Raw genomic sequence first — 23,219 nt, 5'->3', positions numbered from 1 at the left:
AAACCTGCCTGACCGAGCCGTATGGTCTTGCGGCCGCTTCGCGCCCGAACGGGGGCAAGCCCCCTCGCCACAGGGACCTCCGCGGCTACAACATCAAAGGGCTTTTTCGAAGATCTTCGAATTACGCTGATAGTTGTACAGCGACGCCCGCGCCGACGGCAGACGGTCAACGCTACTCGGTACAAAACCACGCTCGCGGAACCAGTGAGCGGTGCGAGTAGTAAGGACGAATAATGTCTTCAAACCCTGAGCCCGGGCGCGGGTCTCGATGCGCTCCAGCAATTCATCACCGCGACCGCCATGGCGATACTCCGGATTCACCGCCAGGCACGCCAGTTCACCGGCATCCGAATCGGCAATCTGATACAGCGCCGCACAGGCGATGATCATGCCTTCGCGCTCGACCACACTGAACTGTTCGATCTCGCGCTCCAGCACCTCGCGGGAACGGCGCACCAGGATGCCCTGCTCTTCCAGCGGGCTGATCAAGTCCAGCAAACCACCGACGTCTTCAATGGCCGCTTCGCGTACGACTTCGAACTGCTCCTGGGCCACCAGCGTACCGCCACCGTCGCGGGTGAACAGCTCGGTCAGCAGTGCACCGTCTTCGGCATAACTGACGATATGGCTGCGGGCCACGCCGCCACGGCAAGCTTCGGCCGCTGCATCGAGCAATTCTGCCTGATAGTTACTGCCCAACCGTTGCAGATGCGCCGGCACCTGCTGCGGACGCAGTTCACGCACCAGGCGCCCGTGTTCGTCGATCAGGCCCAGGTCGGCGCCGAACAGCAGCAGTTTGTCCGCGCCCAGGTCGATGGCTGCGCGGGTGGCGACGTCTTCGCAGGCCAGATTGAAAATCTCCCCGGTCGGCGAATAGCCCAGCGGCGACAGCAGCACGATGGAGCGCTCGTCCAGCAGACGGTTGATGCCCTTGCGGTCGACCCGGCGCACTTCGCCGGTGTGGTGATAGTCGACACCTTCAAGCACGCCGATCGGCCGTGCCGTCACCAGGTTGCCGCTGGCCACCCGCAGGCGCGAACCCTGCATCGGCGACGAAGCCATGTCCATCGACAGGCGAGCCTCAATGGCAATGCGCAACTGGCCAACCGCGTCGATCACGCACTCCAGGGTCGCGGCATCGGTGATGCGCATGCCGTGGTGGTAATGCGGGGTCAGGCCACGGGCCGCGAGGCGCGCTTCGATTTGCGGGCGAGAACCGTGAACCAGCACCAGACGCACACCCAGGCTGTGCAACAGCACCAGGTCGTGGACGATATTGCCGAAATTCGGGTGTTCAACGCCGTCGCCGGGCAGCATGACGACAAAGGTGCAATCGCGGTGGGCGTTGATGTAAGGCGAAGCGTGACGAAGCCAATTGACGTATTCGGGCATGAACCTGGGCCTGTAATAAATAGCAGCCGAAAAAAGGGCGAAACTGAAAACGCACAGCGGGCTGATGGTTATCGTCGGAACAGGCTTGGCGACACGCGCGCTCTCCTCATGAATACGGGTTGGGACATCGGCAATTTAACTGCAAAACCCTGTAGGAGCGAGCTTGCTCGCGATGGATATGAGGACGCCGCGTTCATCCAGGCAGCCCTCGTCATCGTTAACGTCCATCGCGAGCAGGCTCGCTCCTACACGGGTGTCAGGCAATAGTGTTCGATCAGTTGCCTTAATAGATGCACCGTAGGCTGCAAACGTGACATTTCGAGGTATTCCCCCGGCTGATGGGCGCAGGCGATATCACCCGGGCCAAGCACCAGCGTTTCACAGCCAAGACGCTGAAGATAAGGTGCTTCGGTGCCGAACGCCACCGCTTCGGCGCTGTGACCGGTGAGCTTTTCGGCAATGCGCACCAGCTCTGCGTCCTCGGCCTGCTCGAACGGCGGCACTTCGGGGAACAACGGCGCGTAATCGATCTTGACCTGATGCCGCTCGGCAACCGGCTTGAGCTTCTGCAGGATCTCGGCGCGCAGGACCTTGGGGTCCATGCCGGGCAGCGGCCGCAAATCGAATTCCAGCGAACACTGGCCGCAGATGCGGTTGGGGTTGTCGCCGCCATGGATGCAGCCGAAATTCATCGTTGGCGTCGGCACGCCAAACTGTGGATTGCGGAATTCGCGTTGCCATAACAAGCGCAAGCCACGCAGTTCACCGATGGCATCGTGCATGGCTTCCAGGGCGCTGTGCCCCAGGCGCGGGTCGGAGGAATGACCGCTCTGACCAAGGATGTCGATGCGCTCCATCATGATGCCCTTGTGCATGCGGATCGGCTTGAGCCCTGTCGGCTCGCCGATCACCGCCGCCCGCCCCAGCGGTCGCCCCGCTTCGGCCAGCGCGCGGGCACCGGACATCGAACTTTCTTCATCGCAAGTGGCGAGAATCAGCAACGGCTGTTTGAACGGCTGATCGAGCAGCGGTATGACCGCCTCGATGGCCAGGGCGAAAAAGCCCTTCATGTCGCAACTGCCCAGGCCGACCCAACGACCGTCGACTTCAGTGAGCTTCAGCGGATCGGTTTGCCACAGCGCACCGTCGAACGGCACGGTGTCGCTGTGCCCGGCCAGCACCAGGCCGCCGGGGCCGGAGCCGAAACTGGCCAGCAAGTTGAACTTGCCGGGGCTGACTTGCTGGATATCGCAGGTAAAACCCAGCTCACCGAGCCATGTCGCCAGCAGATCGATGACCGGGCGGTTGGTTTGATCGAGACTGGGTTGGGTGCAACTGACGGACGGTGCAGCGATCAACGCAGCGAATTGTTCTTTCATCGACGGCAATGGCATCGCTGACTCCCGGCACCTGAATTGAAGTCCATCATAGAACCAACCGATGACAGGAATAAACCGTCTCGGCGCGTACTAACCTTGAGTCCTGTACACTGCACGACCTTGGCAGCCACACATTCCCTCGGCTGCGCTCCCGATCCTGGATTTTCCGGCCATGCAGAAAGAAACCGAAATCAAACTCCGCGTCAGCCGCGAAACCCTCGCCGCACTGCGCGAGCACCCGTTACTGAAAAAACGCAACAAAAGTGGCTGGGAACGCCGTGAGTTGATGAATCAGTACTTCGACACGCCCGAGCGTGACCTGGCCCAGGCAAAAGTCGCCCTGCGCCTGCGCAAGGATGGCGAAGAAGTGATTCAGACCCTCAAGACCCGCGGCCAGAGCGTCGCCGGTCTGTCCGTTCGTAACGAATACGACTGGAACCTGCCCAAGGCCAAGCTCGACTTGAAGAAACTCGACGGCGAATGCTGGCCCGAGGAACTGGCCGAGCTGGACAAGAAGACCCTGAAGCCGATCTTCACCACCGATTTCGTCCGTGAACGCGCGGAAATCGCCTGGGGTCGCGGCAAGACCAAAGTGGTCATCGAAGCAGCGCTGGACCTGGGTCACGTCGTGGTCGGCAAGCAGAAAGAAGAAATCTGCGAGCTGGAACTGGAACTGCGCGAAGGCGAACCGGCAGCCCTGCTGGAACTGGCCGCCGAGCTGGCCGAGAAACTGGCCCTGATGCCATGCGATATCAGCAAGGCCGAGCGCGGTTATCGCCTGTACGACGCCAACAGCTATTCGTTGAGCCCGCCGGCACCGCAGATCACCGCTGAAACGCCGCTGGACGACGCGTTCGCCGCGCTGAGCTGGCATTTGCTGGGCAGCAGTCAGCGTCTGGCCGAGCAGTATCGCTTCAACGGTCACTGGCGCCTGTTGCAGGACTGGGTCGAGTGCCTCGCGGAAATGCGCGCGCTGATCAGCAGCCTGGGCCAGGCCGCTCCGCGTCAGTCGACCCACGATCTGCGTATCGCCCTCGATGCCTTGCTGGAAGACTGGCGCCCGCTGGTCCAGGCCGGCCTGGACGATGAAGACGTGCGCAAAGCCGCGCCCGAGCAGTTCCTCGAAGAACTCGAAGACCCGCGCTGGGGCCTGTTCTCCCTGACCACCTCGCGCTGGCTGCTGGCCCGCACCTGGGCCGCCGACCGCAACACCCGTGGCAATCGCCAGGGCGCTGCGCAACTGGGCAGCTGGTTACCGCGCCTGCTGGGCGAAGAAGCCACTTCGTTGCAACTGCAACGTTACCAGCAACAACCGGAAGACCTGGCCGAGCAACTGCCGCGCATCGAACGCATCCAGGTCTGGCTGCACCATGCGCGTAACGTGCTGGAGATCCCGGAAATGGATCGCCTGTACGGCGAGTTGAACAAGCTGGCGCAACTGGCCAACGAGTCGATCACCGACGAAGTCCTGGATGCACGTAAGCAGCAGGCGATTGCGGTGTATCAGAACCGCGCCTGGAAAATGTTGCTGCGCCTGTAATACCGCCATCGCGAGCAAGCTCGCTCCCACAGGATTTATGCGGTCCTTGTGGGAACGAGCTTGCTCGCGATGAGGCCGGCACAGTCACCGCAAAATTTCAGACCGGCAAACTGGTAGTCGACTTGATCTCCGACAACGCCACGATCGAATTGACCTCCTGAATCCCCGGCACCATCGACAGCTTCTCGAAGAAGAAGCGCTCGTACGCTTCGATGTCCGCCGTGACAATCCGCAGCAAGAAATCCACCGCCCCCATCAGCACGTAACACTCCAGCACCTCCGGAAAGCCGCGAATCGCCTCGGTGAATTCGGTGAAGTTCGAACGCCCGTGGGCATTGAGTTTCACCTCCGCGAAGATCTGAGTGTTCAGGCCGATTTTCTTGCGGTCGAGCAAGGTCACCTGGCCGCGAATGATGCCCTCCTCTTTCATCCGCTGAATCCGCCGCCAGCACGGCGATTGCGAGAGCCCCACCTGCTCGGCGATCTGTGCGCTGGAAAGCGAAGCGTCCTCTTGCAGCAAGGCGAGGATCTTGCGGTCGTAGCTGTCCAGTTCGCTATGCATAAAAAAACCCTTAACTGCGTAATAAGTGAATTGATTTATTCTTCATTCCTGCAATACAGCCAATCATAGAGAAGAAATACCCGGCACAGGATGTAAACATTTCTCCAATGATTCTGGAGCCTGACCATGCCGTATCTCGAAGCCGTGAACACCCCACCTGCCCGCGCCGATGTCTGGAACGTCGGCAACGCCCATTGCCGGGTTCGCTATCAAATGACGGCCGAGGCTGAACCGGACCTGCTGTGTCGCGCCCTCAATCTGTTCGCCCTGCAATTGCTCACGCCGGAGCAGGTCAACGCGCAGCGCCAGGACGACTGGCTGACCATCGAAGTTGTCATCGACGGTTTGAGCTGGCACCGCGCGCAAGTGATTGCGGAAAAACTTCGCAACCTGATCAGCGTCTGCTCGGTGGAGCTGCAAGAAGCTGATGCCCCATGGACCGAAGCGGTTCAAGCGGCGGGCTGAAAAACTCCGAAACGGCTTTGTCGGGTAGTGGCCCAGCGGTCAGCCGGGCCACGGCTATCCTTTGCGCACTGTCGTTCAAAAGGAGCCCGCATGTCCGTACAAATCGCCCTTCAGGACCGCTGGCTGGATCTCAATGATCTACTGCGCGAACTCGTCGCCCAGGGCTTTATCAGCCAGGATTCGGCCGAACACGCACTCAATGCCCGCCGCCGCAACGCCTCCCTTGGGCAGATGCATCCGCTGGAGTTCATTGCCAGCCAACAGCTGGACGATCTCAGCCGCCCCGGCAAACCGCTGGACCTCGAGAGCCTGACCCTGTGGCTGTCCCGGCAGGCCGGCCAGCCTTACCTGCGCATCGACCCACTGAAAATCAACGTCGCGGCAGTGACCCCGCTGATGTCCTATGCCTTCGCCCAGCGCCACAAGATCCTCGCGGTAGCCATCGACCGCGAGGCGGTAACCGTGGCCAGCGCCCAGCCTTATGTCAGCGGCTGGGAGGCTGACCTGACCCACGTGCTCAAATTGCCGATCAAGCGTGTAGTGGCCAACCCCGTGGACATCCAGCGCTTGAGCGTCGAATTCTTCCGCCTGGCCAAGTCGGTCACCGGGGCGAACAGCGCCGACCCGCAAGTCAGTACCCTCGGCAATTTCGAACAGCTGCTCAACCTCGGCGCCAGCGACCAGGAGCCGGACGCCAACGACGCACACATCGTCAATATCGTCGATTGGCTGTTCCAGTACGCGTTCCAGCAACGCGCCAGCGACATCCATATCGAGCCCCGGCGCGAGCAAGGCACGGTGCGCTTTCGCATCGACGGCGTGCTGCACAACGTCTATCAATTCCCGCCCCAGGTCACCATGGCCATCGTCAGTCGCCTGAAAACCCTGGGGCGCATGAACGTCGCGGAGAAACGCAAACCCCAGGACGGTCGAGTGAAAACCAAGACTCCGGACGGCGGTGAAGTCGAATTGCGTTTGTCGACACTACCCACGGCCTTCGGCGAAAAAATGGTCATGCGGATATTCGATCCGGAGGTATTGCTCAAGGACTTCGACCAGCTTGGTTTCTCCGCCGACGACCTGCGCCGCTGGCAAGACATGACCCGCCAGCCCCACGGCATCATCCTCGTTACCGGGCCGACGGGTTCGGGCAAGACCACCACCCTCTACACCACCCTGAAAAAACTGGCGACGCCGGAGGTCAACCTCTGCACCATCGAAGACCCGATTGAAATGGTCGAGCCGGCGTTCAACCAGATGCAGGTCCAGCACAACATCGACCTGACCTTCGCCGCCGGCGTGCGCGCGTTGATGCGGCAAGACCCGGACATCATCATGATCGGCGAGATCCGCGACCTCGAAACCGCGGAAATGGCGATCCAGGCGGCGCTCACCGGGCACCTGGTGCTGTCGACCCTGCACACCAACGACGCGCCCAGCGCCATCAGCCGTCTTCTGGAGCTCGGCGTGCCGCATTACCTGATCAAGGCCACAGTGCTTGGCGTCATGGCCCAGCGACTGGTGCGAACCCTGTGCCCGCACTGCAAGGCGCCGCTGACGCTGGGCGAAGACGACTGGCAAACCCTGACCCGTCCCTGGCAAGCACCGTTGCCGACCAATGCCCAGCGTGCCATCGGTTGCGTGGAATGCCGCGACACCGGTTATCGCGGTCGCGCCGGGGTCTACGAAATCATGCAACTGAGCGATGGCATCAAGGCGTTGATCAGTCCCGACACCGATCTGCTGGCCGTGCGGCGCCAGGCATTCAAGGAGGGCATGCGCAGCCTGCGGTTGTCAGGAGCGCAAAAGGTCGCCGCCGGGCTGACGACTATCGAGGAGATTCTGCGCGTGACTCCCCAGAGCGAGCAGAACTGAGCCTAGCTGTACTGATCCGGCATCGGCACAGCTACACTTCAGCCATTGCAACTCCACAGATCCACACATCAACAAGGAATCGTTATGCAGATCGGTAGTGTGCTTTTGCTTTTTGTCGGCCTGGTGGTCGCCATTCTGTTCATGGGTTTCAAGGTCGTGCCCCAAGGCTTTGAATGGACAGTCGAGCGTTTCGGTCGCTACACCAACACGCTCAAGCCGGGGCTGAACGTCATCATTCCGGTCATGGACCGCATCGGCCGCAAGATGAATGTGATGGAAAGCGTGCTGGATATTCCGCCACAGGAAGTCATCACCGCCGACAACGCCACGGTGCAAATCGACGCCGTGTGTTTCTTCCAGGTGGTCAACACCGCCCAGGCGGCCTACGAGGTCAACAACCTCGAACACGCCATCCGCAACCTGCTGCAAACCAACATCCGCACCGTGCTCGGCTCGATGGAGCTCGACGCCATGCTCAGCCAGCGTGACGGGATCAACGAAAAACTGCTGCGCACCGTCGACGAAGCGACCGCGCCTTGGGGCATCAAGATCACCCGGATCGAGATCAAGGACATCAGCCCGCCCGCCGACCTGATGGCGGCGATGTCGGGGCAGATGAAAGCCGAGCGAATCAAGCGTGCGCAGATCCTCGAGGCCGAGGGCCTGCGCGCCGCAGCGATCCTGACCGCCGAAGGCAAGAAACAGGCGCAGATCCTCGAAGCCGAAGGCAGTCGCCAGGCCGCCTTCCTGGAAGCCGAAGCCCGCGAGCGGCAAGCCGCGGCAGAAGCCCAGGCGACCAAAGTGGTGTCCGAAGCCATCGCCAGCGGCAACGTGCAGGCGGTGAACTACTTCGTGGCGCAGAAGTACATCGATGCGCTGGGCAAGTTGTCCTCGGCCAACAACAGCAAGGTGATCCTGATGCCGCTGGAAGCCAGTTCGATGATCGGCGCGGTGGGCGGCATTGGCGAAATCGTCAAGGCCACTTTCGATAACAAGAAAGCCTGAGGCGCGCCATGTGGGCATTTTTGCAGCACCTTTCGTTCTGGGACTGGTTGGCGCTGGGCACGGTGCTGTTGATTCTCGAAGTGTTCGGCGCCGGCGGTTATCTGCTGTGGATCGGCATGGCAGCGGCAACCGTGGGCGTCTTGACCTTCCTGATGCCGGACCTGTCTTGGGAATGGCAGTTTCTGTTGTTCGGCCTGCTGTCGATCACCACCGCGTTGTACTGGTGGCGGCGTCAGCGCACGGCAATGCGTCCGAGTGATCAGCCGCACCTGAATCTGCGCGGCCAGGAACTCATCGGCAAAACCTTCGTGGTGCATGAAGCGATTGTCGACGGTCGCGGCAAGATCAAGGTGGCTGACGGCGTGTGGATGGCCCGCGGGCCGGACGCAGCCACTGGCAGCCGCGTGCGGGTGGTCGGTCAGCAAGGCGCCATCCTGCTGGTCGAAGCGGCGGATTAAGCGACCACGGAACTCGATTGGGGGTTGGCAATCCAACCGCGTACTAAACCCAGTGGAGTCACCTTGTCATGCGTTTCAAACTTGCTGTCGCTACCGTCGCGCTGTTGTCCCTGCCTGTCGGTTCGGCGATGGCCGATACTTTTTGGCGTAACGTTCTTACGTCCGGTGCAACCACCGGTTCGAGCTATCTGACATCCAAGGATAACAAGCTGGTCGTCGCGGCCCAGGACGATGCCAGCAGCTTCGTCGCCAGTGACGGCGGTATCCGCGGTCCGTACCTGGAAGCGGCCATGCAGAAGGTCCGCGCCGAAAACCCGGGCCTGCAAGCCACGGACATGGAACTGGCGAACGCGATCCTGGCGAAGAATGCCGTGGCTTCGGAGTAACCGTTGCGAATGAAAAATGCCGCTCAATTGAGCGGCATTTTTTTGCCTTGCGAACGCAAATCTCATGTTCACCGAGCCCCCCTGTGGGAGCGAGCTTGCTCGCGATAGCGGTGGATCAGTAAAAACTTCATTGACTGTCACACCGCAATCGCGAGCAAGCTCGCTCCCACAGGGGTTATGTACAACCTGGGAAGTCAGCGGTAATCATCCACCGGCACACACGCACAAAACAGGTTCCGGTCCCCATACACATTGTCTACCCGGTTCACCACCGGCCAGTATTTGTGAGCCTTGGTGTGTGCGTCCGGCGTGACCGCTTGCACGATGCTGTACGGTCGTTCCCACACGCCGGTGATATCGGCCAACGTATGCGGCGCACCTTTCAACGGGTTTTCTTCAGCCGGCCAATTACCGTTCTGCACCTCATTGATTTCCGCGCGGATGCTCAGCATCGCCCCGATGAACCGGTCCAGCTCCGCCTTCGATTCACTTTCGGTCGGTTCGACCATCAGCGTCCCCGGCACGGGAAACGACATGGTCGGGGCATGGAAGCCGTAATCCATCAGACGCTTGGCCACGTCCTCCTCGGTAATGCCGGTCAACGCCTTGAGCGGTCGCAGGTCGAGGATGCATTCGTGGGCCACCCGCTCGTTGCGCCCTGTGTAGAGCACCGGGAAAGCACCGGACAAATGCCGCGCCAGGTAATTCGCGGCCAGGATCGCCACTTCGCTGGCGTCCGCCAGTTGCGGGCCCATCATGGCGATGTACATCCAGCTGATCGGCAAAATGCTTGCGCTGCCCCAGGGCGCTGCGCTGACGGCGCCATTTTGCGGGTGCGGCCCTTCGATCGGCACCACCGGATGGTTGGCCACGAACGGCGCCAGATGCGCCCGAACACCAATCGGCCCCATGCCCGGCCCACCGCCACCATGGGGAATGCAGAAGGTCTTGTGCAGGTTCATGTGCGAGACATCGGCACCAATATCGGCCGGCCGCGCCAACCCCACCTGAGCGTTGAGGTTGGCGCCATCCATGTACACCTGCCCCCCGTGCTGGTGGATCACCTCACAGATTTCGCTGATGCCTTCCTCATACACCCCATGGGTCGAAGGATAGGTCGCCATCAGGCAGGCGAGTTTTTCGGCGGCTTGCGCGGCTTTTTCCTTGAGGTCATCCAAGTCGACGTTGCCCGCCTCGTCGCACTCGACGATCACCACGCGCATCCCGGCCATTTGCGCCGACGCGGGATTGGTGCCGTGAGCCGACGAAGGAATCAGGCAGATATCGCGGCCGCCCTGCTGCCGGCTCTCATGGTATTTGCGGATCGCCAGCAGCCCGGCGTATTCGCCCTGGGCACCGGAGTTGGGTTGCATGCAGATCGCGTCGAAACCGGTGATCGCGCACAACCAGCGCTCCAGTTCTTCGATCATCAGCCCATAACCGGCGGCCTGTTCCTTGGGCACGAACGGGTGCAGGTTAGCGAACTGCGGCCAGGTAATCGGGATCATCTCGCTGGTGGCGTTGAGCTTCATGGTGCAGGAGCCCAACGGGATCATCGATTGATTGAGCGCCAGGTCCTTGTTTTCCAGCTGCTTGAGGTAGCGCAGCATCTCGGTTTCGCTGTGATGGGCGCTGAACACGGGGTGACGCAGATAAGGTGAAGTTCGCGCCAGCCCTTGGGGAATTCCGCCAGGCAAGACTTCGGCATCCAGGTCGTCGATGCTGAGCCCGTGATCGGCCCCCAGGAACACGTCGAACAGCTTCGCCACGGTGCCTTCGTCGCAGGTCTCGTCGAGGCTCAAGCCCAGCTGGCCGCGCCCGAGAATGCGCAGGTTGATCTGTGCGGCCCGGGCACTTTCGATGATCGCGGTCTGGGTCCCGCCGACTTCCAGCGTCAAGGTGTCGAAGAAGTGCCGGTTGACCCGGGTGATACCATTGCGTTCAAGCCCGGCGGCAAGGATGCAGGTCAGCCGATGAACCCGCTGGGCAATTCGCTTGAGCCCTTCGGGGCCGTGGTAGACCGCATAGAAACTGGCGATATTGGCCAGCAGCACCTGGGCCGTGCAGATGTTGGAGTTGGCCTTCTCCCGGCGAATGTGTTGCTCGCGGGTTTGCAGGGCCATGCGCAGGGCGGTGTTGCCCCGCGCATCTTTCGAAACACCGATGATCCGCCCGGGAATCGCACGCTTGTATTCATCGCGGCTGGCAAAAAACGCCGCATGAGGCCCACCGTAGCCCATGGGCACACCAAATCGCTGGGACGAGCCGAACACCACATCGGCACCCAGTTCACCCGGCGGAGTCAACAACAACAGGCTCAGCAAATCCGTGGCGACACAGGCCAGGGCCTGTTGCGCGTGCAGGTGATCAATCAGCGGTCGCAGGTCGTGGATTTCACCGTGGGTGTCAGGGTATTGCAGCAGCGCGCCGAACACCTGGTGCCGCTTCAAGTTATCCACAGTATCGACGATCAGATCGAAGCCGAAACCTTCAGCGCGGGTCTGCACCACGGAAATGGTTTGCGGGTGGCAGTTTTCGTCGACAAAGAACAGGTTGCTTTTGGACTTGGCGACCCGCTTGGCCAAGGCCATGGCCTCCGCCGCGGCGGTGGCTTCATCGAGCAGCGAGGCATTGGCCAGTTCCAGGCCGGTCAGGTCGATGGTCAGTTGCTGGAAGTTCAGCAGCGCTTCGAGTCGCCCTTGGGCGATCTCTGGCTGATAGGGGGTGTACGCGGTGTACCAGCCGGGATTTTCCAGCACATTACGCAGAATGACCGCCGGTGTGAGGGTGCCGTGGTAGCCCATGCCGATCAGGCTGGTCCAGACCTGGTTCTGCTCGGCATAACCGCGCAGCTTGGCCAGCGCGGCCTCTTCATCGAGTGCCGGGGGCAGGTCCAGCGGCCGGTTGAGGCGGATGCCCGGCGGCACCGTCTGCTCGATCAAATCGACCCGACTGCCCAGGCCGAGGCTGTCGAGCATCGCCTGTTGCTCGGCGGCATCGGGCCCGAGGTGGCGGCGCAGAAAGGCATTGGGGTCGCGTAACTGGCTCAGGGACGGCAATTGGGACATGACGGGCTCTCTCTTGACTGGCGCTCAGCGTCGATGCAACACGGTCAAACCAGCATAGCAGCCACTCTGTAGGAGCGAGCTTGCTCGCGATGACCCCGAGCGCGCCGCGGGGTCTCAGGTTGCAGCGTTATCGTTAACGACCATCGCGAGCAAGCTCGCTCCTGCAAGGGAAATTCGCCAGACAACAAAAAGCCCCGACGAGTCGGGGCTTTGGATGACGCTGAAGGCTTACTCGCCGATGGCGGCCTTGTAGCCGGCGGCATCCAGCAGTTTTTCCAGGTCTGCAGCGTTGCTTGGCTTGATCTTGAAGATCCACGCGCCGTACGGGTCGCTGTTGAGCAGTTCCGGCGAAGCGCTCAAGTCTTCGTTGACCGCGATCACTTCACCGGCAATCGGGGAGTAGATGTCGGAAGCGGCTTTCACCGACTCAACGACACCGGCCTGATCTTCAGCGGCAAACACGTTGCCGACTTCAGTCAGCTCGACGAACACCACATCACCCAGCGCTTCCTGCGCGTGATCGCTGATGCCCACGGTGACGGTGCCATCGGCTTCCAGACGTGCCCATTCGTGACTTTCGGCAAAACGCAGGTCGGCAGGGATATCGCTCATGTTCTGTGTCCTCAGGAAATGGTCGGCGGTCATGTCCGCCAGAAAAGATTAGATCAAGGTTTTGCCGTGGCGTACGAAGGTCGGTTTGACCACCCGGACCGGGTACCACTTGCCACGGATTTCCACTTCAGCGCGGTCGGCTGTTGCCATCGGCACGCGCGCCAGTGCAATCGACTTGCTTAGCGTAGGAGAGAAACTACCACTGGTGATCTCCCCTTCGCCAACATCGGCGATGCGGACCACCTGATGAGCACGCAAAACACCACGCTCCTCAAGGACCAGACCGACCAGTTTGTGCTGTACACCGGCGGCCTGCTCGGTTTCCAGCGCCTTGCGCCCGATGAACTGCCGGGTGGCAGGTTCCCAGGCAATGGTCCAGGCCATATTGGAGGCCAAGGGTGAAATATCCTGCTGGATGTCCTGACCGTAAAGGTTCATGCCGGCTTCGACCCGCAAGGTATCCCGCGCGCCAAGGCCGATGGGAGAAATCCCGGCTCCGACCAGATCGTTGAAAAAGCCTGGCGCCTGATCGGCCGGCAGAATGATTTCCAGGCCGTCTTCGCCGGTATAACCGGTGCGTGCGATGAACCAGTCACCATCGGACAGGCCTTCGAAAGGCTTGAGGAGCTGGATCAGGTTGCCGCGGGACTGACTGACCAGTTCGGCAATTTTCTGTCGGGCGTGGGGGCCCTGGATGGCCAGCATCGCCAACTCGGAACGCTCGCGAAGTTGCACATCGAAACCGTCGAGATGCGCTTGCATCCAGGCCAAGTCCTGATCGCGGGTGGAGGCGTTGACCACCAGACGATAACCCTCATCGAGACGGTAGACGATCATGTCGTCGACAATCCCGCCCTGCTCGTTGAGCATGGTGCTGTACAACGCACGGCCGGGGCTGTGCAGGCGTTCGACATCATTGGCCAGTAAATGCCGGAGCCAGGCTTTGGCCTGGGCGCCACCGACATCGATTACGGTCATGTGGGATACATCGAAGACACCGCAATCGCGGCGCACCTGATGGTGTTCCTCGACCTGCGATCCATAATGCAGAGGCATGTCCCAACCGCCAAAATCGACCATCTTCGCGCCGAGTGCGAGATGAAGGTCATACAGAGGCGTACGCTGTCCCATGGGTTTCTCCTTCCGGGCGTGGCGAAGGTGCGGGCAGGTACTGCACGGACTGAATGCCTTGAAACAAAGGGCCTTCAGCCGATTTCAGCTACCTGGTCTGTCAGACGGACCGCACCGAATGCCGCGCATTGTAGCCGCAAGGTGTAGGACTGACACCTAGCTGTTTCGATGTGCTGAGCGTCGGATCAATCCGATGACCGGTAACAGCCCGACCAGTACCAGGGTCAATGCCGGCAAAGACGCCCGCGCCCATTCGCCTTCGCTGGTCATTTCGAAGATTCGCACCGCCAGCGTGTCCCAGCCAAACGGGCGCATCAGCAAGGTTGCGGGCATTTCCTTGAGCACATCGACGAACACCAGCAGCGCGGCGCTCAACGTGCCGGGTAGCAATAGTGGCAGATACACTTTGAAAAACAGTCGTGGCCCACTGACGCCAAGGCTACGTGCCGCTTCGGGCAAAGATGGCCGTATACGCGCCAGGCTGCTTTCCAGCGGTCCGTAAGCCACCGCAATGAATCGCACCAGATAGGCCAGCAACAATGCCGACAGGCTGCCCAGCAGCAGCGGTTTGCCCGCACCACCGAGCCAGCTCGAGAGCGGGATCACCAGTTCGCGGTCCAGGTAACTGAACGCGAGCATGATCGACACCGCCAGCACCGAACCGGGCAAGGCGTAGCCCAGGTTGGCCAGACTGACCCCGGAACGAATGACCCGGGTGGGCGCCAGTCGTCGGGCAAACGCCAGTAACAAGGCGACGCTGACGGTGATCAACGCCGCCATCGCCCCCAGGTACAAGGTATGGACGATCAACCCGGTGTAGCGCTCGTCGAGATCGAAGCGCCCACGCAGCCAGAACCACACCACCAATTGCAGCATCGGGATAACGAAAGCACAGGCGAACACCAGGCAGCACCACGTCGTGGCCGCCAGCGCCTTGACGCCTCGCAGGTGATACAGCGCCTTGACCCGTGGTCGCTCGTTACTCGCCCGGTTCGCCCCACGGGCACGCCGTTCGCCGTAGAGCACGAGCATCACCACCAGCAGTAACAGGCTGGCCAGTTGCGCGGCGGAGGACAGGCTGAAAAAACCGTACCAGGTCTTGTAGATGGCCGTGGTGAAGGTATCGAAGTTGAACACCGACACTGCGCCGAAGTCCGCCAGGGTTTCCATCAGTGCCAATGCCACGCCCGCACCGATGGCTGGCCGCGCCATGGGCAATGCCACCCGCCAGAACGCTTGCCAGGGCGATTGACCAAGGACCCGCGCGGCTTCCATCAGGCCTTTGCCCTGGGCGAGGAAGGCGGTGCGCGCCAGCAGGTAAACATAGGGATAAAAGACCAACACGAGCACGACGATCACGCCACCCGTGGAGCGCACGCGCGGCAGCCGCAGGCCACTGCCAAACCACTCGCGCAGCAGGGTTTGCACGGGCCCGGCAAAATCCAGCAGGCCGACGAAGACGAAGGCCAGCACATAGGCAGGGATCGCGAAGGGCAGCATCAATGCCCAGTCCAGCCAGCGCCGACCGGGGAATTCGCAAAGGCTGGTAAGCCAGGCCAGGCTGACACCCAGGACTGTCACGCCGACACCGACGCCTAGCACCAGGGTCAGGGTATTGCCCAGCAAACGCGGCATCTGCGTGTCCCAGAGATGAGACCAGATCTGTTGATCGATGGTTTGCCAGGACAGCAGCAGCACGCTCAGGGGCAACAGGACCAGCGCAGCAATGGCGAAGACGACTGGATACCAGCGGCGTTGGGCGGGATGGGCCACAGGCTTGGTTCTCTACTATCTAATGGATGAGATCGACACTGGTAGGAGCGAGCTCGCTTGCGAAAAACGTCAACGATAATGCGGGAAGCCTGACGGTCCGCGGCACCCTGACGTTCATCGCGAGCAAGCTCGCTCCTACAGCGTCAGGGGTGCGTAACGCAAAAACAAACGCCCCGCCTAGGCGGGGCGCAGCATAACAGCTGGCTCAGTTCCAGCCAGCCTTGTCCATCATGCGAATCGCCTCAGCCTGGCGCTTGCCGGCGATTTCCACAGGCAAGGTATCAGCGATGAACTTGCCCCATTCGGCGACTTCAGCCGATGGCTGCACGGCCGGATTCGCCGGGAACTCCTGGTTCACGTCGGCAAAGATTTTCTGCGCTTCAGGGGTGGTCATCCACTCCACCAGAGCCTTGGCCGCTTCCGGGTGTGGCGCGTGTTGTGTCAGGCCGATACCCGACAGGTTGATGTGTACGCCACGGTCAGCCTGGTTCGGCCAGAACAGTTTCACCGGCAGGTCTGGCTTCTGCTTGTGCAGGCGGCCGTAGTAGTAGGTGTTGACGATACCGACGTCGCACTGGCCGGCGTTGATCGCTTCCAGCACGGCGGTGTCGTCGGAGAACACGTCAGTGGACAGGTTCCTGACCCAGCCCTTGAGGATTTCCTCGGTCTTCCCGGCGCCGTGCACTTCGATCATGGTCGCGGTCAGGGACTGGTTGTAGACCTTCTTCGCCGTGCGCAGGCACAGGCGGCCTTCCCATTGTTTGTCGGCCAGCGCTTCGTAGGTGGTCAGTTCACCCGGCTTCACCCGATCTGTGGAGTAGGCAATGGTCCGCGCCCGCAGGCTCAGGCCGGTCCAGGCGTGGGAGGCTGCCCGGTATTGCAGCGGAATATTGGTGTCGATGGTTTTCGAGGTGAACGGCTGGAGGATGCCCATCTGCTCGGCTTGCCAGAGGTTACCGGCATCGACGGTGAGCAGCAGGTCGGCCGGCGTATTCGCGCCCTCGGCCTTGAGCCGCTGCATCAGCGGCGCTTCCTTGTCGGTGATGAACTTCACCTTCACGCCGGTCTTGGCGGTGTAGGCATCGAATACTGGCTTGATCAGCTCGTCGATTCGCGAGGAGTAGACCACCACTTCGTCAGCGGCCTGGGCGGCGGTGCTGCCGATCAGGGTCAAGGCCAGTGCAGTCAGTAGACGCTTCGGTGCCAACATGGGAGCGGTCTCTCGATTGAAAAATGAGGACAAATGATAAGGACTCACATTTAGCTTCTCAATCGAACCCGCTTGCGGAGGAGTTACCAGATGTTGCACAAGCTGGAATATTGGGTGGCTGAACTGCCGCCATCGCGAGCAAGCTCGCTCCCACAGGGTTCTCCAGCGTTCACACAAATTGCATTAACACCTGAATTCCTGTGGGAGCGAGCTTGCTCGCGAAGGGGCCCTTAACCTCAACAAAAATCTCAGGCCTTGGCGAGTGCCGGTAAATCCCCGGTCAACCCCAGCGCTTCACGCACGAACAACGCCTTGGCTTCCGGCATCTTCTCCACCATTTTCAACCCGGTATTACGCAACCAGCGCACCGGCAACGGATCGGCCTGAAACAACCGCTCGAAGCCTTCCATCGCCGCCATCAGCGCCAGGTTGTGGGGCATGCGTCGACGCTCGTAACGGCTGAGGACTTTCACATCCGCCAGGCGTTCGCCACGTGTTGCCGCTTGCAGCAACACTTCGGCCAGCACGGCGGCATCGAGGAATCCGAGATTCACCCCCTGCCCGGCCAATGGGTGAATGGTGTGGGCCGCGTCGCCGATCAATGCCAGTCCTTCAGCCACATACCGCTTGGCATGCCGCTGACGCAGGGGCACACACAGGCGCGGATCGGCGCTCAGTACTTCGCCGAGCCGACCTTCAAAGGCCCGCTCCAATGCCTTGCAGAAACCTTGCTCGTCCATCGCCATCAGACGTTCGGCTTCGCCGGGTGTGGTCGACCAGACGATCGAACACCAATCCTGTTGGCCGTCCCGCTCAAGGGGTAGAAACGCCAACGGGCCGGTGTCGGTGAAACGCTGCCACGCCGTCATCTGATGCGGTTTGGCGCAACGCACGCTGGTGACGATGGCATGGTGCAAATAATCCCATTCGCGGGTCGCCACTCCGGCCAGGCGTCGCACCGCCGAGTTGGCGCCATCTGCCGCGATCACCAGCGGCGCGCGCAGGGTGCGGCCATCGGCCAGGGTCAGCAGCCAGTCATCGCCGGAGCGGCGCATCTGCTCCAGGCGAGCATTGGCCAGCAACCCCAGGTCGCAATCGTGCAGGCGCTCGAGCAAGGCATCCTGGACCACGCGGTTCTCGACGATATGCCCCAGCACCTCGGCATGCACGCTGGCCGCCGAGAAGTGGATTTGCCCGGTGCCGCTGCCATCCCAGACCTGCATGTCGGTGTAGGGGCTGCTGCGCCGCCCGGCGATGCCGTCCCACACGCCCAGGCGCTCGAGAATCCGCTGGCTGGCAGTCGACAAGGCGCTCACCCGTGGCTCAAACGCTGCCTGAGCGTTGAACGGTTTGACGCTCATGGGGCTGCCGTCCAGCAGCAGGACTTCCAGCCCGCTGTCCTGCAACGCCAGCGCCAGGGCGCTGCCAACCATTCCGGCCCCGACAATCAGCAGATCTGCGCGCATTTCCATGCTTTAAGCCTGTCTCTCTTGCGGCTTGAGCCGCACGTAAAGGGTTTTCCTGACCCGCGCCACCAAGTGGCCGGCGCTGTCATGAATGTCGAACCTGCAAGGCAGGTATTTTATCAATCGCGCCTTGCCGAATCGGCGGATCAGCCAGTTACGCATCTGGACGCGTACCCAGCCCCATCGCCTGCCGGGCAAACCAGCGTTTGGCCGGTGGCAGAAGATCGAGGCCGAGCAAGCCGATGTTGCGCCCCAGGGACACCAGCGGCTGGGTACTGCCGAACAGGCGCGTAACCTGATCGGAGAAACCCACGGTGAGGTCCTGATCGAGACGCTGGTGTTCGCGATAGGCCTGCAACGTGGCGAAGTCGCCCAATGGTTTTTCACTGGCGAGCAAGGCATTGGCCAGGGCCTGGGCATCGCGCAGGGACAGGTTGAATCCCTGGCCGGCAATCGGATGCAGGCTGTGCGCCGCGTTGCCGAGGACCGCCAGATGCGGGCGCACCTGTTCTTCGGCCTCGACCAGTGTCAGCGGATACAGATGCCGCGCACCCACCTGCTTCAATGTGCCAAGGCGATAACCGAACACACCCTGCAACTCGCTGAGGAAGCTGCGCTCGTCGAGGGCTGCCAGACGTTGCGCGTCCATGCCCAGGCGGGTCCAGACCAATGCGCAGCGATTATCCGGTAGCGGCAGCAACGCCATCGGGCCTTCGTCGGTGAAGCGCTCGAAAGCCATGCCGTTGTGGGCTTCGCTCGGGGTGATGTTGGCGATCAGCGCGCTCTGGTTGTACGGACGCTTGCGGATGCCGATCCCAAGTTGCTCGCGCAGGCCGGAGCGGCCACCGTCGGCGAGCACCGCGAGGTCGCATTCCAGGGTGGTTTCATCATTGAGGGTCAGGCGGTAGCCGTCGGTCAGCGGCTCCATGCGGGTGACTTCCGCCGGGCAGTGCCATCTGATCACGTCCTTGTCCAGGCCTTGCCACAGGCATTGGCCGAGCCAGGCGTTTTCAACGACATAACCCAGCGCTGGAACACCCTCTTCCATTGCCGACAACCGCGCCGTCGAGAATCGACCACGGTCGGAAACATGAATCTGCTTGATCGGCTCGGCGCGGCGCGAGACTTCCTGCCAGACACCCAACCGTTGATAGATTTGCCGCGAGCCGAAGGACAACGCCGAGGAACGGGCATCGTAACTCGGTTGCCAGGTGTCGCCAGGAGCGAACGGTTCGATCAACACGATCTTCCAGCCTCGGGCCTTGGCCCCGGCCTGAAGCGCCAGTGCCAGGCTTGCACCGACCAGCCCGCCACCGATGATTGCCAGATTGACTCGACTCATGCTGCCTGTGCCCGCGCGGCGGCCATCAGGGCCTCTATCTCGGCGACGGTTTTCGGCACGCCGCTCGTCAATATTTCACAGCCGGTTTTAGTGACCACTACGTCGTCCTCGATGCGCACGCCGATGCCGCGCCATTTCTTCGCAACATTCTGGTTGTCCGGGGCGATATAGATCCCCGGTTCCACGGTCAGCGCCATGCCGACTTCCAGCACGCGCCACTCGCCGCCGACCTTGTATTCGCCGACGTCATGCACATCCATGCCCAGCCAATGGCCGGCGCGGTGCATGTAAAACGCCTTGTAGGCTTCGCTGGCGATCAGTTCGTCAACGTCACCACGCAGCAGACCCAGCTTGACCAGCCCGGCCGTGATGACCCGGACCGTGGCCTCGTGCGCCTGATTCCAGTGCTTGTTCGGGGCGATTTCGGCAAAGGCGGCTTCCTGGGAGGCCAGCACCAATTCGTAGATCGCTTTCTGTTCCGCTGAATATTTGCCGCTGACCGGAAAGGTCCGGGTGATGTCGCTGGCGTAGCAGTCGATCTCGCAACCGGCATCGATCAGCACCAGGTCACCGTCCTTGAGCAGCGCGTCATTCTGCTGGTAATGCAGGATGCAGCTGTTGCGCCCCGCCGCGACGATCGACCCGTAGGCCGGCATCTTCGCCCCGCCCTTGCGGAATTCGTAATCGAGCTCGGCTTCCAGGCTGAATTCGTGCAATCCAGAGCGACAGGCCTGCATTGCCCGTACATGCGCCTGGGCGGAAATCCGCGCCGCCTCGCGCATCACTTTCACTTCTGCCGCCGATTTATACAGGCGCATGTCGTGCAGCAGATGATCCAGGGCAACGAATTCGTTCGGCGGCTGGGCACCGAGGTTGGCCTTGGAGCGGATCACGTTGATCCACTCCATCAGGTGGCGGTCGAATTCGGGGTTGCTGCCCATGGCCGAATACACCCGGTCACGGCCTTCGATCAGGCCCGGCAGGATGTCGTCGATATCAGTGATCGGAAAGGCATCGTCGGCGCCGAAGTCGCGAATCGCGCCTTCCTGCCCGGCACGCAGGCCATCCCACAGCTCGCGCTCGGCATTGCGTTCGCGGCAGAACAGGATGTATTCGCCATGCACGCGCCCCGGCATCAATACCAGTACGGCCTGGGGCTCGGGAAAGCCGCTGAGGTACTGGAAGTCGCTGTCCTGGCGGTAAACGTGCTCGACGTCGCGGTTACGAATGGCCACCGCGGCGGCGGGCAGGATGGCGATGCTGTTGGGTTCCATCTGCGCCATCAGGGCCTTGCGGCGACGGCTGTATTCCGATTTCGGGATATGGATCATGGGCAGATGGCGTTCCCTGGCAAACGATTAGTGCAGCGACGGTTTGGCGGCGGCCGGTACGTCTTTTTTGGTCTCGGAGAACAGCAGCAGCGGAGCGACGCGCAGGTATTCCATGACTTCCATGTAGTCGTTTTCGCCGTCGTCGGACTCTTCCAGGGCATCCTGCACCTGGGAAATGGCCGCCAGATCCTGCAGCACCTCGGTGGCCTCGGTGCTCAGGGCGCTGCTGTCACGGCAGTTCAGGCCGAAGCCGCTGAGGAAACCCTGGCACCACTGGCCCAGTGCGACAGCACGGTCGGTGAGGGGGGCGTCATCGGTCGGCAACAGCAGAACGACGGTCACGTCATCGCCCGTTAGCTCGCCCTTGACCATCTCTTGCAAGCCGATCAAGGCGTTGCGAACGTTGTCCTGCGGCTCGCTTTCGAGCAGTTCGGCGGCGTCGATCAACCACTCTTCGGCATTGAAACCGGCGCCGGCACAGCTGCGGCCGAGCAGCAGGCCATGCAGTTCGGCAGGCGAGACGTTATGACCGCTGGAAGTCAGCAGGGTGGCGAAGGCTTGGTACGGGGAATTCTGAATGGTCATGGGCAGCTAGGCGCCAGACGGCGCTATGTCTAGAATGAAGGCCTTGTATCCTACATCGACTACCCCTGTAGGAGCGAGCTTGCTCGCGATGGTCGTCAATGATAATGCTGGGTACCTGATACCCCGCGGCGCTCTCAGATTCATCGCGAGCAAGCTCGCTCCTACAGTCCGTCACCCATCAGACAGTGAAGACAATGGAAGACACCGACCTGCAAGCGCTGATGGCCAGACTCGAACTGCTGATTACCCGAGTCGAGCAACTTAAGAGTCAAAACGGACTCTTACTAGCTCAGGAAAAGACCTGGCGCGAGGAACGCGCGCACCTCATTGAAAAAAACGAAATCGCCCGGCGTAAGGTCGAATCGATGATTTCGCGCCTCAAGGCCCTGGAGCAAGACTCATGAGTTCAAGCAATAGCGTCACCGTGCAGATCCTCGACAAAGAGTATTCGATCATCTGCCCACAGGAAGAGCGCAGTAATTTGATCAGCGCCGCCCGTTATCTGGACGGCAAGATGCGCGAGATCCGCAGCAGCGGCAAAGTCATCGGCGCCGACCGTATCGCCGTGATGGCCGCGCTGAACATCACCCACGACCTGTTGCACAAGGAAGAACGGCCGGATATCCAGGCCAGCGGCTCGACCCGCGAACAAGTGCGTGACCTGCTCGATCGCGTCGATCTGGCGCTCGCCACCGATCCGGATGTCACCAAAGGCTGATTCGCGCCGCCGCTTGCGGTATAATCCCCTCACTCCCTGGGGTGCTTGCCAGTTGGCGATGTCCCTGAGCCGATTTGCTATACCCTGGAGGTTGCACGTTGGGCTGGTGTGCATGTCCGCTAGACGGAAAGCCTTAAAGCCTACTGCATCTTCCACCTTGAACTTTCGGGTTCAAGGGCTAAGTCGACAGCGGCACATTCGGGGAGCCTGATTTCAGTCCAATGCCGGTTTTGATACCGGCATTGGCGTTTTTACGGGTACGCTTCACGTATCCGCATTGTTGAAGCCCGAATACATGACCGAACCTGCGCTGCTCCCCCGCCCGCAACTTCGACGCATGCTGCGCAAGGCCCGCCGCGCACTGACACCCAGTCAGCAACGCCAGGCCGCTCGCGGGCTGTACAAGCAATTGGCCCAGCAACCGCTGTTCCGCCGCGCCCGGCACATCTCGCTCTATCTACCGACCGATGGTGAAATCGATCCGCGTCTGTTGCTGCGCGCCGCGCAACGCCGGGGCAAAGCCACCTATCTACCGGTGCTGAGCGCCTGGCCGCGAACCAAAATGGTGTTCCAGCGCATCCGTCCCGGGGAAAAACTCAAACCCAACCGCTTCCGTATTCTCGAACCACGGGCCAACCTCGCCCGGCAGCGCAAGATCTGGGCGCTGGATCTGGTGCTGTTGCCATTGGTGGGTTTTGACGATGTCGGCGGACGCCTGGGAATGGGCGGTGGTTTCTACGACCGGAGCCTGGCCTACCTGGCGCGACGAAATGACTGGCGCAAGCCGACGCTGTTGGGGCTGGCCCATGAATGTCAGAAAGTGGCGCGATTGGCTCAGGCGAGCTGGGATGTGCCGCTGCAAGGAACGGTGACGGACAAGGCCTGGTATTACGCAGGCTAGGCGCCACTTCGATCAGTGGC

Annotated in this window: 21 protein-coding genes, 1 other RNA gene and 2 pseudogenes; 11 read left to right on the top strand and 13 right to left on the bottom strand. The window is 61.4% G+C overall.

What is annotated here, in order from left to right; all coding sequences use genetic code 11:
• Nucleotides 1-93: 93 nt before the first annotated feature.
• Nucleotides 94-1,392, bottom strand: coding sequence for an amino-acid N-acetyltransferase (gene argA, locus AC1RP7_RS04950; RefSeq protein ID WP_057712838.1), 1,299 nt, complete (start codon nt 1,390-1,392; stop codon nt 94-96).
• Nucleotides 1,393-1,637: 245 nt separating this feature from the next.
• The gene (gene argE, locus AC1RP7_RS04945) at nt 1,638-2,786 is read right to left on the bottom strand and encodes an acetylornithine deacetylase (RefSeq protein WP_057712837.1); all 1,149 of its coding nucleotides are present in this window, start codon (nt 2,784-2,786) and stop codon (nt 1,638-1,640) included.
• A gap of 157 nt (nt 2,787-2,943) precedes the next feature.
• On the opposite strand from argE, the gene AC1RP7_RS04940 reads away from it, so the two are divergent.
• Nucleotides 2,944-4,311, top strand: a complete 1,368-nt coding sequence (locus AC1RP7_RS04940; RefSeq protein WP_493181392.1) for a CYTH domain-containing protein — start codon at nt 2,944-2,946, stop codon at nt 4,309-4,311.
• A gap of 97 nt (nt 4,312-4,408) precedes the next feature.
• Here the strand turns inward: AC1RP7_RS04940 and AC1RP7_RS04935 are convergent, their stop codons facing one another.
• Nucleotides 4,409-4,873, bottom strand: a complete 465-nt coding sequence (locus AC1RP7_RS04935; protein WP_007978926.1) for an Lrp/AsnC family transcriptional regulator — start codon at nt 4,871-4,873, stop codon at nt 4,409-4,411.
• Between the two features lie 126 nt (nt 4,874-4,999).
• Between AC1RP7_RS04935 and AC1RP7_RS04930 the strand changes: the two genes are divergently transcribed.
• The 5 genes from AC1RP7_RS04930 to AC1RP7_RS04910 all read left to right on the top strand — a co-directional run bounded on the left by AC1RP7_RS04930 (nt 5,000) and on the right by AC1RP7_RS04910 (nt 9,062).
• Nucleotides 5,000-5,338, top strand: a complete 339-nt coding sequence (locus AC1RP7_RS04930; protein ID WP_057712835.1) for an ACT-like domain-containing protein — start codon at nt 5,000-5,002, stop codon at nt 5,336-5,338.
• Between the two features lie 90 nt (nt 5,339-5,428).
• Nucleotides 5,429-7,213, top strand: coding sequence for a type IV pilus assembly ATPase TfpB (gene tfpB, locus AC1RP7_RS04925; RefSeq protein WP_493181393.1), 1,785 nt, complete (start codon nt 5,429-5,431; stop codon nt 7,211-7,213).
• 84 nt (nt 7,214-7,297) lie between these two features.
• Nucleotides 7,298-8,218 carry an SPFH domain-containing protein gene (locus AC1RP7_RS04920; protein ID WP_057712833.1) on the top strand — a complete coding sequence of 307 codons (921 nt, stop codon included), beginning with the start codon at nt 7,298-7,300 and terminating at the stop codon, nt 8,216-8,218.
• Between the two features lie 8 nt (nt 8,219-8,226).
• Complete coding sequence (locus tag AC1RP7_RS04915) at nt 8,227-8,676, top strand: NfeD family protein (protein WP_340312836.1); 450 nt, start codon at nt 8,227-8,229, stop codon at nt 8,674-8,676.
• Between the two features lie 68 nt (nt 8,677-8,744).
• Nucleotides 8,745-9,062: a DUF2388 domain-containing protein gene (locus AC1RP7_RS04910; RefSeq protein ID WP_057712831.1), complete on the top strand. Its 318-nt coding sequence runs from the start codon at nt 8,745-8,747 to the stop codon at nt 9,060-9,062.
• Between the two features lie 194 nt (nt 9,063-9,256).
• Here AC1RP7_RS04910 and gcvP read toward each other — a convergent pair whose 3' ends face one another.
• The 10 genes and pseudogenes from gcvP to AC1RP7_RS04860 all read right to left on the bottom strand — a co-directional run bounded on the left by gcvP (nt 9,257) and on the right by AC1RP7_RS04860 (nt 21,580).
• Nucleotides 9,257-12,130, bottom strand: coding sequence for an aminomethyl-transferring glycine dehydrogenase (gene gcvP, locus AC1RP7_RS04905; protein ID WP_493181394.1), 2,874 nt, complete (start codon nt 12,128-12,130; stop codon nt 9,257-9,259).
• 228 nt (nt 12,131-12,358) lie between these two features.
• Nucleotides 12,359-12,742 (bottom strand): glycine cleavage system protein GcvH, encoded by a 384-nt coding sequence (gcvH, locus tag AC1RP7_RS04900; protein WP_057712829.1) that lies wholly within the window; start codon nt 12,740-12,742, stop codon nt 12,359-12,361.
• A gap of 48 nt (nt 12,743-12,790) precedes the next feature.
• Nucleotides 12,791-13,873: a glycine cleavage system aminomethyltransferase GcvT gene (gcvT, locus tag AC1RP7_RS04895; protein ID WP_493181395.1), complete on the bottom strand. Its 1,083-nt coding sequence runs from the start codon at nt 13,871-13,873 to the stop codon at nt 12,791-12,793.
• 156 nt (nt 13,874-14,029) lie between these two features.
• Nucleotides 14,030-15,646 (bottom strand): ABC transporter permease, encoded by a 1,617-nt coding sequence (locus AC1RP7_RS04890; protein ID WP_057712827.1) that lies wholly within the window; start codon nt 15,644-15,646, stop codon nt 14,030-14,032.
• A gap of 205 nt (nt 15,647-15,851) precedes the next feature.
• Complete coding sequence (locus AC1RP7_RS04885; protein ID WP_493181396.1) at nt 15,852-16,856, bottom strand: extracellular solute-binding protein; 1,005 nt, start codon at nt 16,854-16,856, stop codon at nt 15,852-15,854.
• A 248-nt stretch (nt 16,857-17,104) separates the two neighbouring features.
• Complete coding sequence (locus tag AC1RP7_RS04880; protein WP_174245559.1) at nt 17,105-18,322, bottom strand: 2-octaprenyl-3-methyl-6-methoxy-1,4-benzoquinol hydroxylase; 1,218 nt, start codon at nt 18,320-18,322, stop codon at nt 17,105-17,107.
• Between the two features lie 9 nt (nt 18,323-18,331).
• A pseudogene (locus AC1RP7_RS04875) lies at nt 18,332-18,439 on the bottom strand (tetrameric acyl-CoA thioesterase); the annotation flags it as partial.
• Nucleotides 18,440-18,476: 37 nt separating this feature from the next.
• Nucleotides 18,477-19,664, bottom strand: a complete 1,188-nt coding sequence (ubiH, locus tag AC1RP7_RS04870) for a 2-octaprenyl-6-methoxyphenyl hydroxylase (RefSeq protein ID WP_150813740.1) — start codon at nt 19,662-19,664, stop codon at nt 18,477-18,479.
• Complete coding sequence (gene pepP, locus AC1RP7_RS04865) at nt 19,661-20,995, bottom strand: Xaa-Pro aminopeptidase (protein ID WP_493181397.1); 1,335 nt, start codon at nt 20,993-20,995, stop codon at nt 19,661-19,663. The genes ubiH and pepP overlap by 4 nt, the downstream gene beginning before the upstream one ends.
• A gap of 27 nt (nt 20,996-21,022) precedes the next feature.
• Entirely contained in the window at nt 21,023-21,580 is a 558-nt protein-coding gene (locus AC1RP7_RS04860; RefSeq protein WP_057712822.1) for a YecA/YgfB family protein, read from the bottom strand.
• A gap of 34 nt (nt 21,581-21,614) precedes the next feature.
• Between AC1RP7_RS04860 and AC1RP7_RS04855 the strand changes: the two are divergent.
• The 5 genes and pseudogenes from AC1RP7_RS04855 to AC1RP7_RS04835 all read left to right on the top strand — a co-directional run.
• A pseudogene (locus tag AC1RP7_RS04855) lies at nt 21,615-21,749 on the top strand (outer membrane lipoprotein carrier protein LolA); the annotation flags it as partial.
• A gap of 25 nt (nt 21,750-21,774) precedes the next feature.
• Nucleotides 21,775-21,984, top strand: coding sequence for a TIGR02449 family protein (locus AC1RP7_RS04850; protein ID WP_007982902.1), 210 nt, complete (start codon nt 21,775-21,777; stop codon nt 21,982-21,984).
• Nucleotides 21,981-22,298, top strand: coding sequence for a cell division protein ZapA (locus tag AC1RP7_RS04845; RefSeq protein ID WP_057712821.1), 318 nt, complete (start codon nt 21,981-21,983; stop codon nt 22,296-22,298). Before AC1RP7_RS04850 ends, AC1RP7_RS04845 begins: the two co-directional genes overlap by 4 nt.
• 30 nt (nt 22,299-22,328) lie before the next feature.
• Nucleotides 22,329-22,507, top strand: a non-coding RNA gene (gene ssrS / locus AC1RP7_RS04840) — 6S RNA.
• 86 nt (nt 22,508-22,593) lie between these two features.
• A complete protein-coding gene (locus AC1RP7_RS04835) occupies nt 22,594-23,199 on the top strand; it encodes a 5-formyltetrahydrofolate cyclo-ligase (RefSeq protein ID WP_008048703.1) in 606 nt (201 codons plus the stop codon).
• The last annotated feature ends 20 nt before the right edge of the window (nt 23,200-23,219 follow it).

Source organism: Pseudomonas sp. GW822-FHT01E03 (genome assembly GCF_058802985.1).
This window is presented reverse-complemented; position numbering and strand designations above follow the sequence as displayed.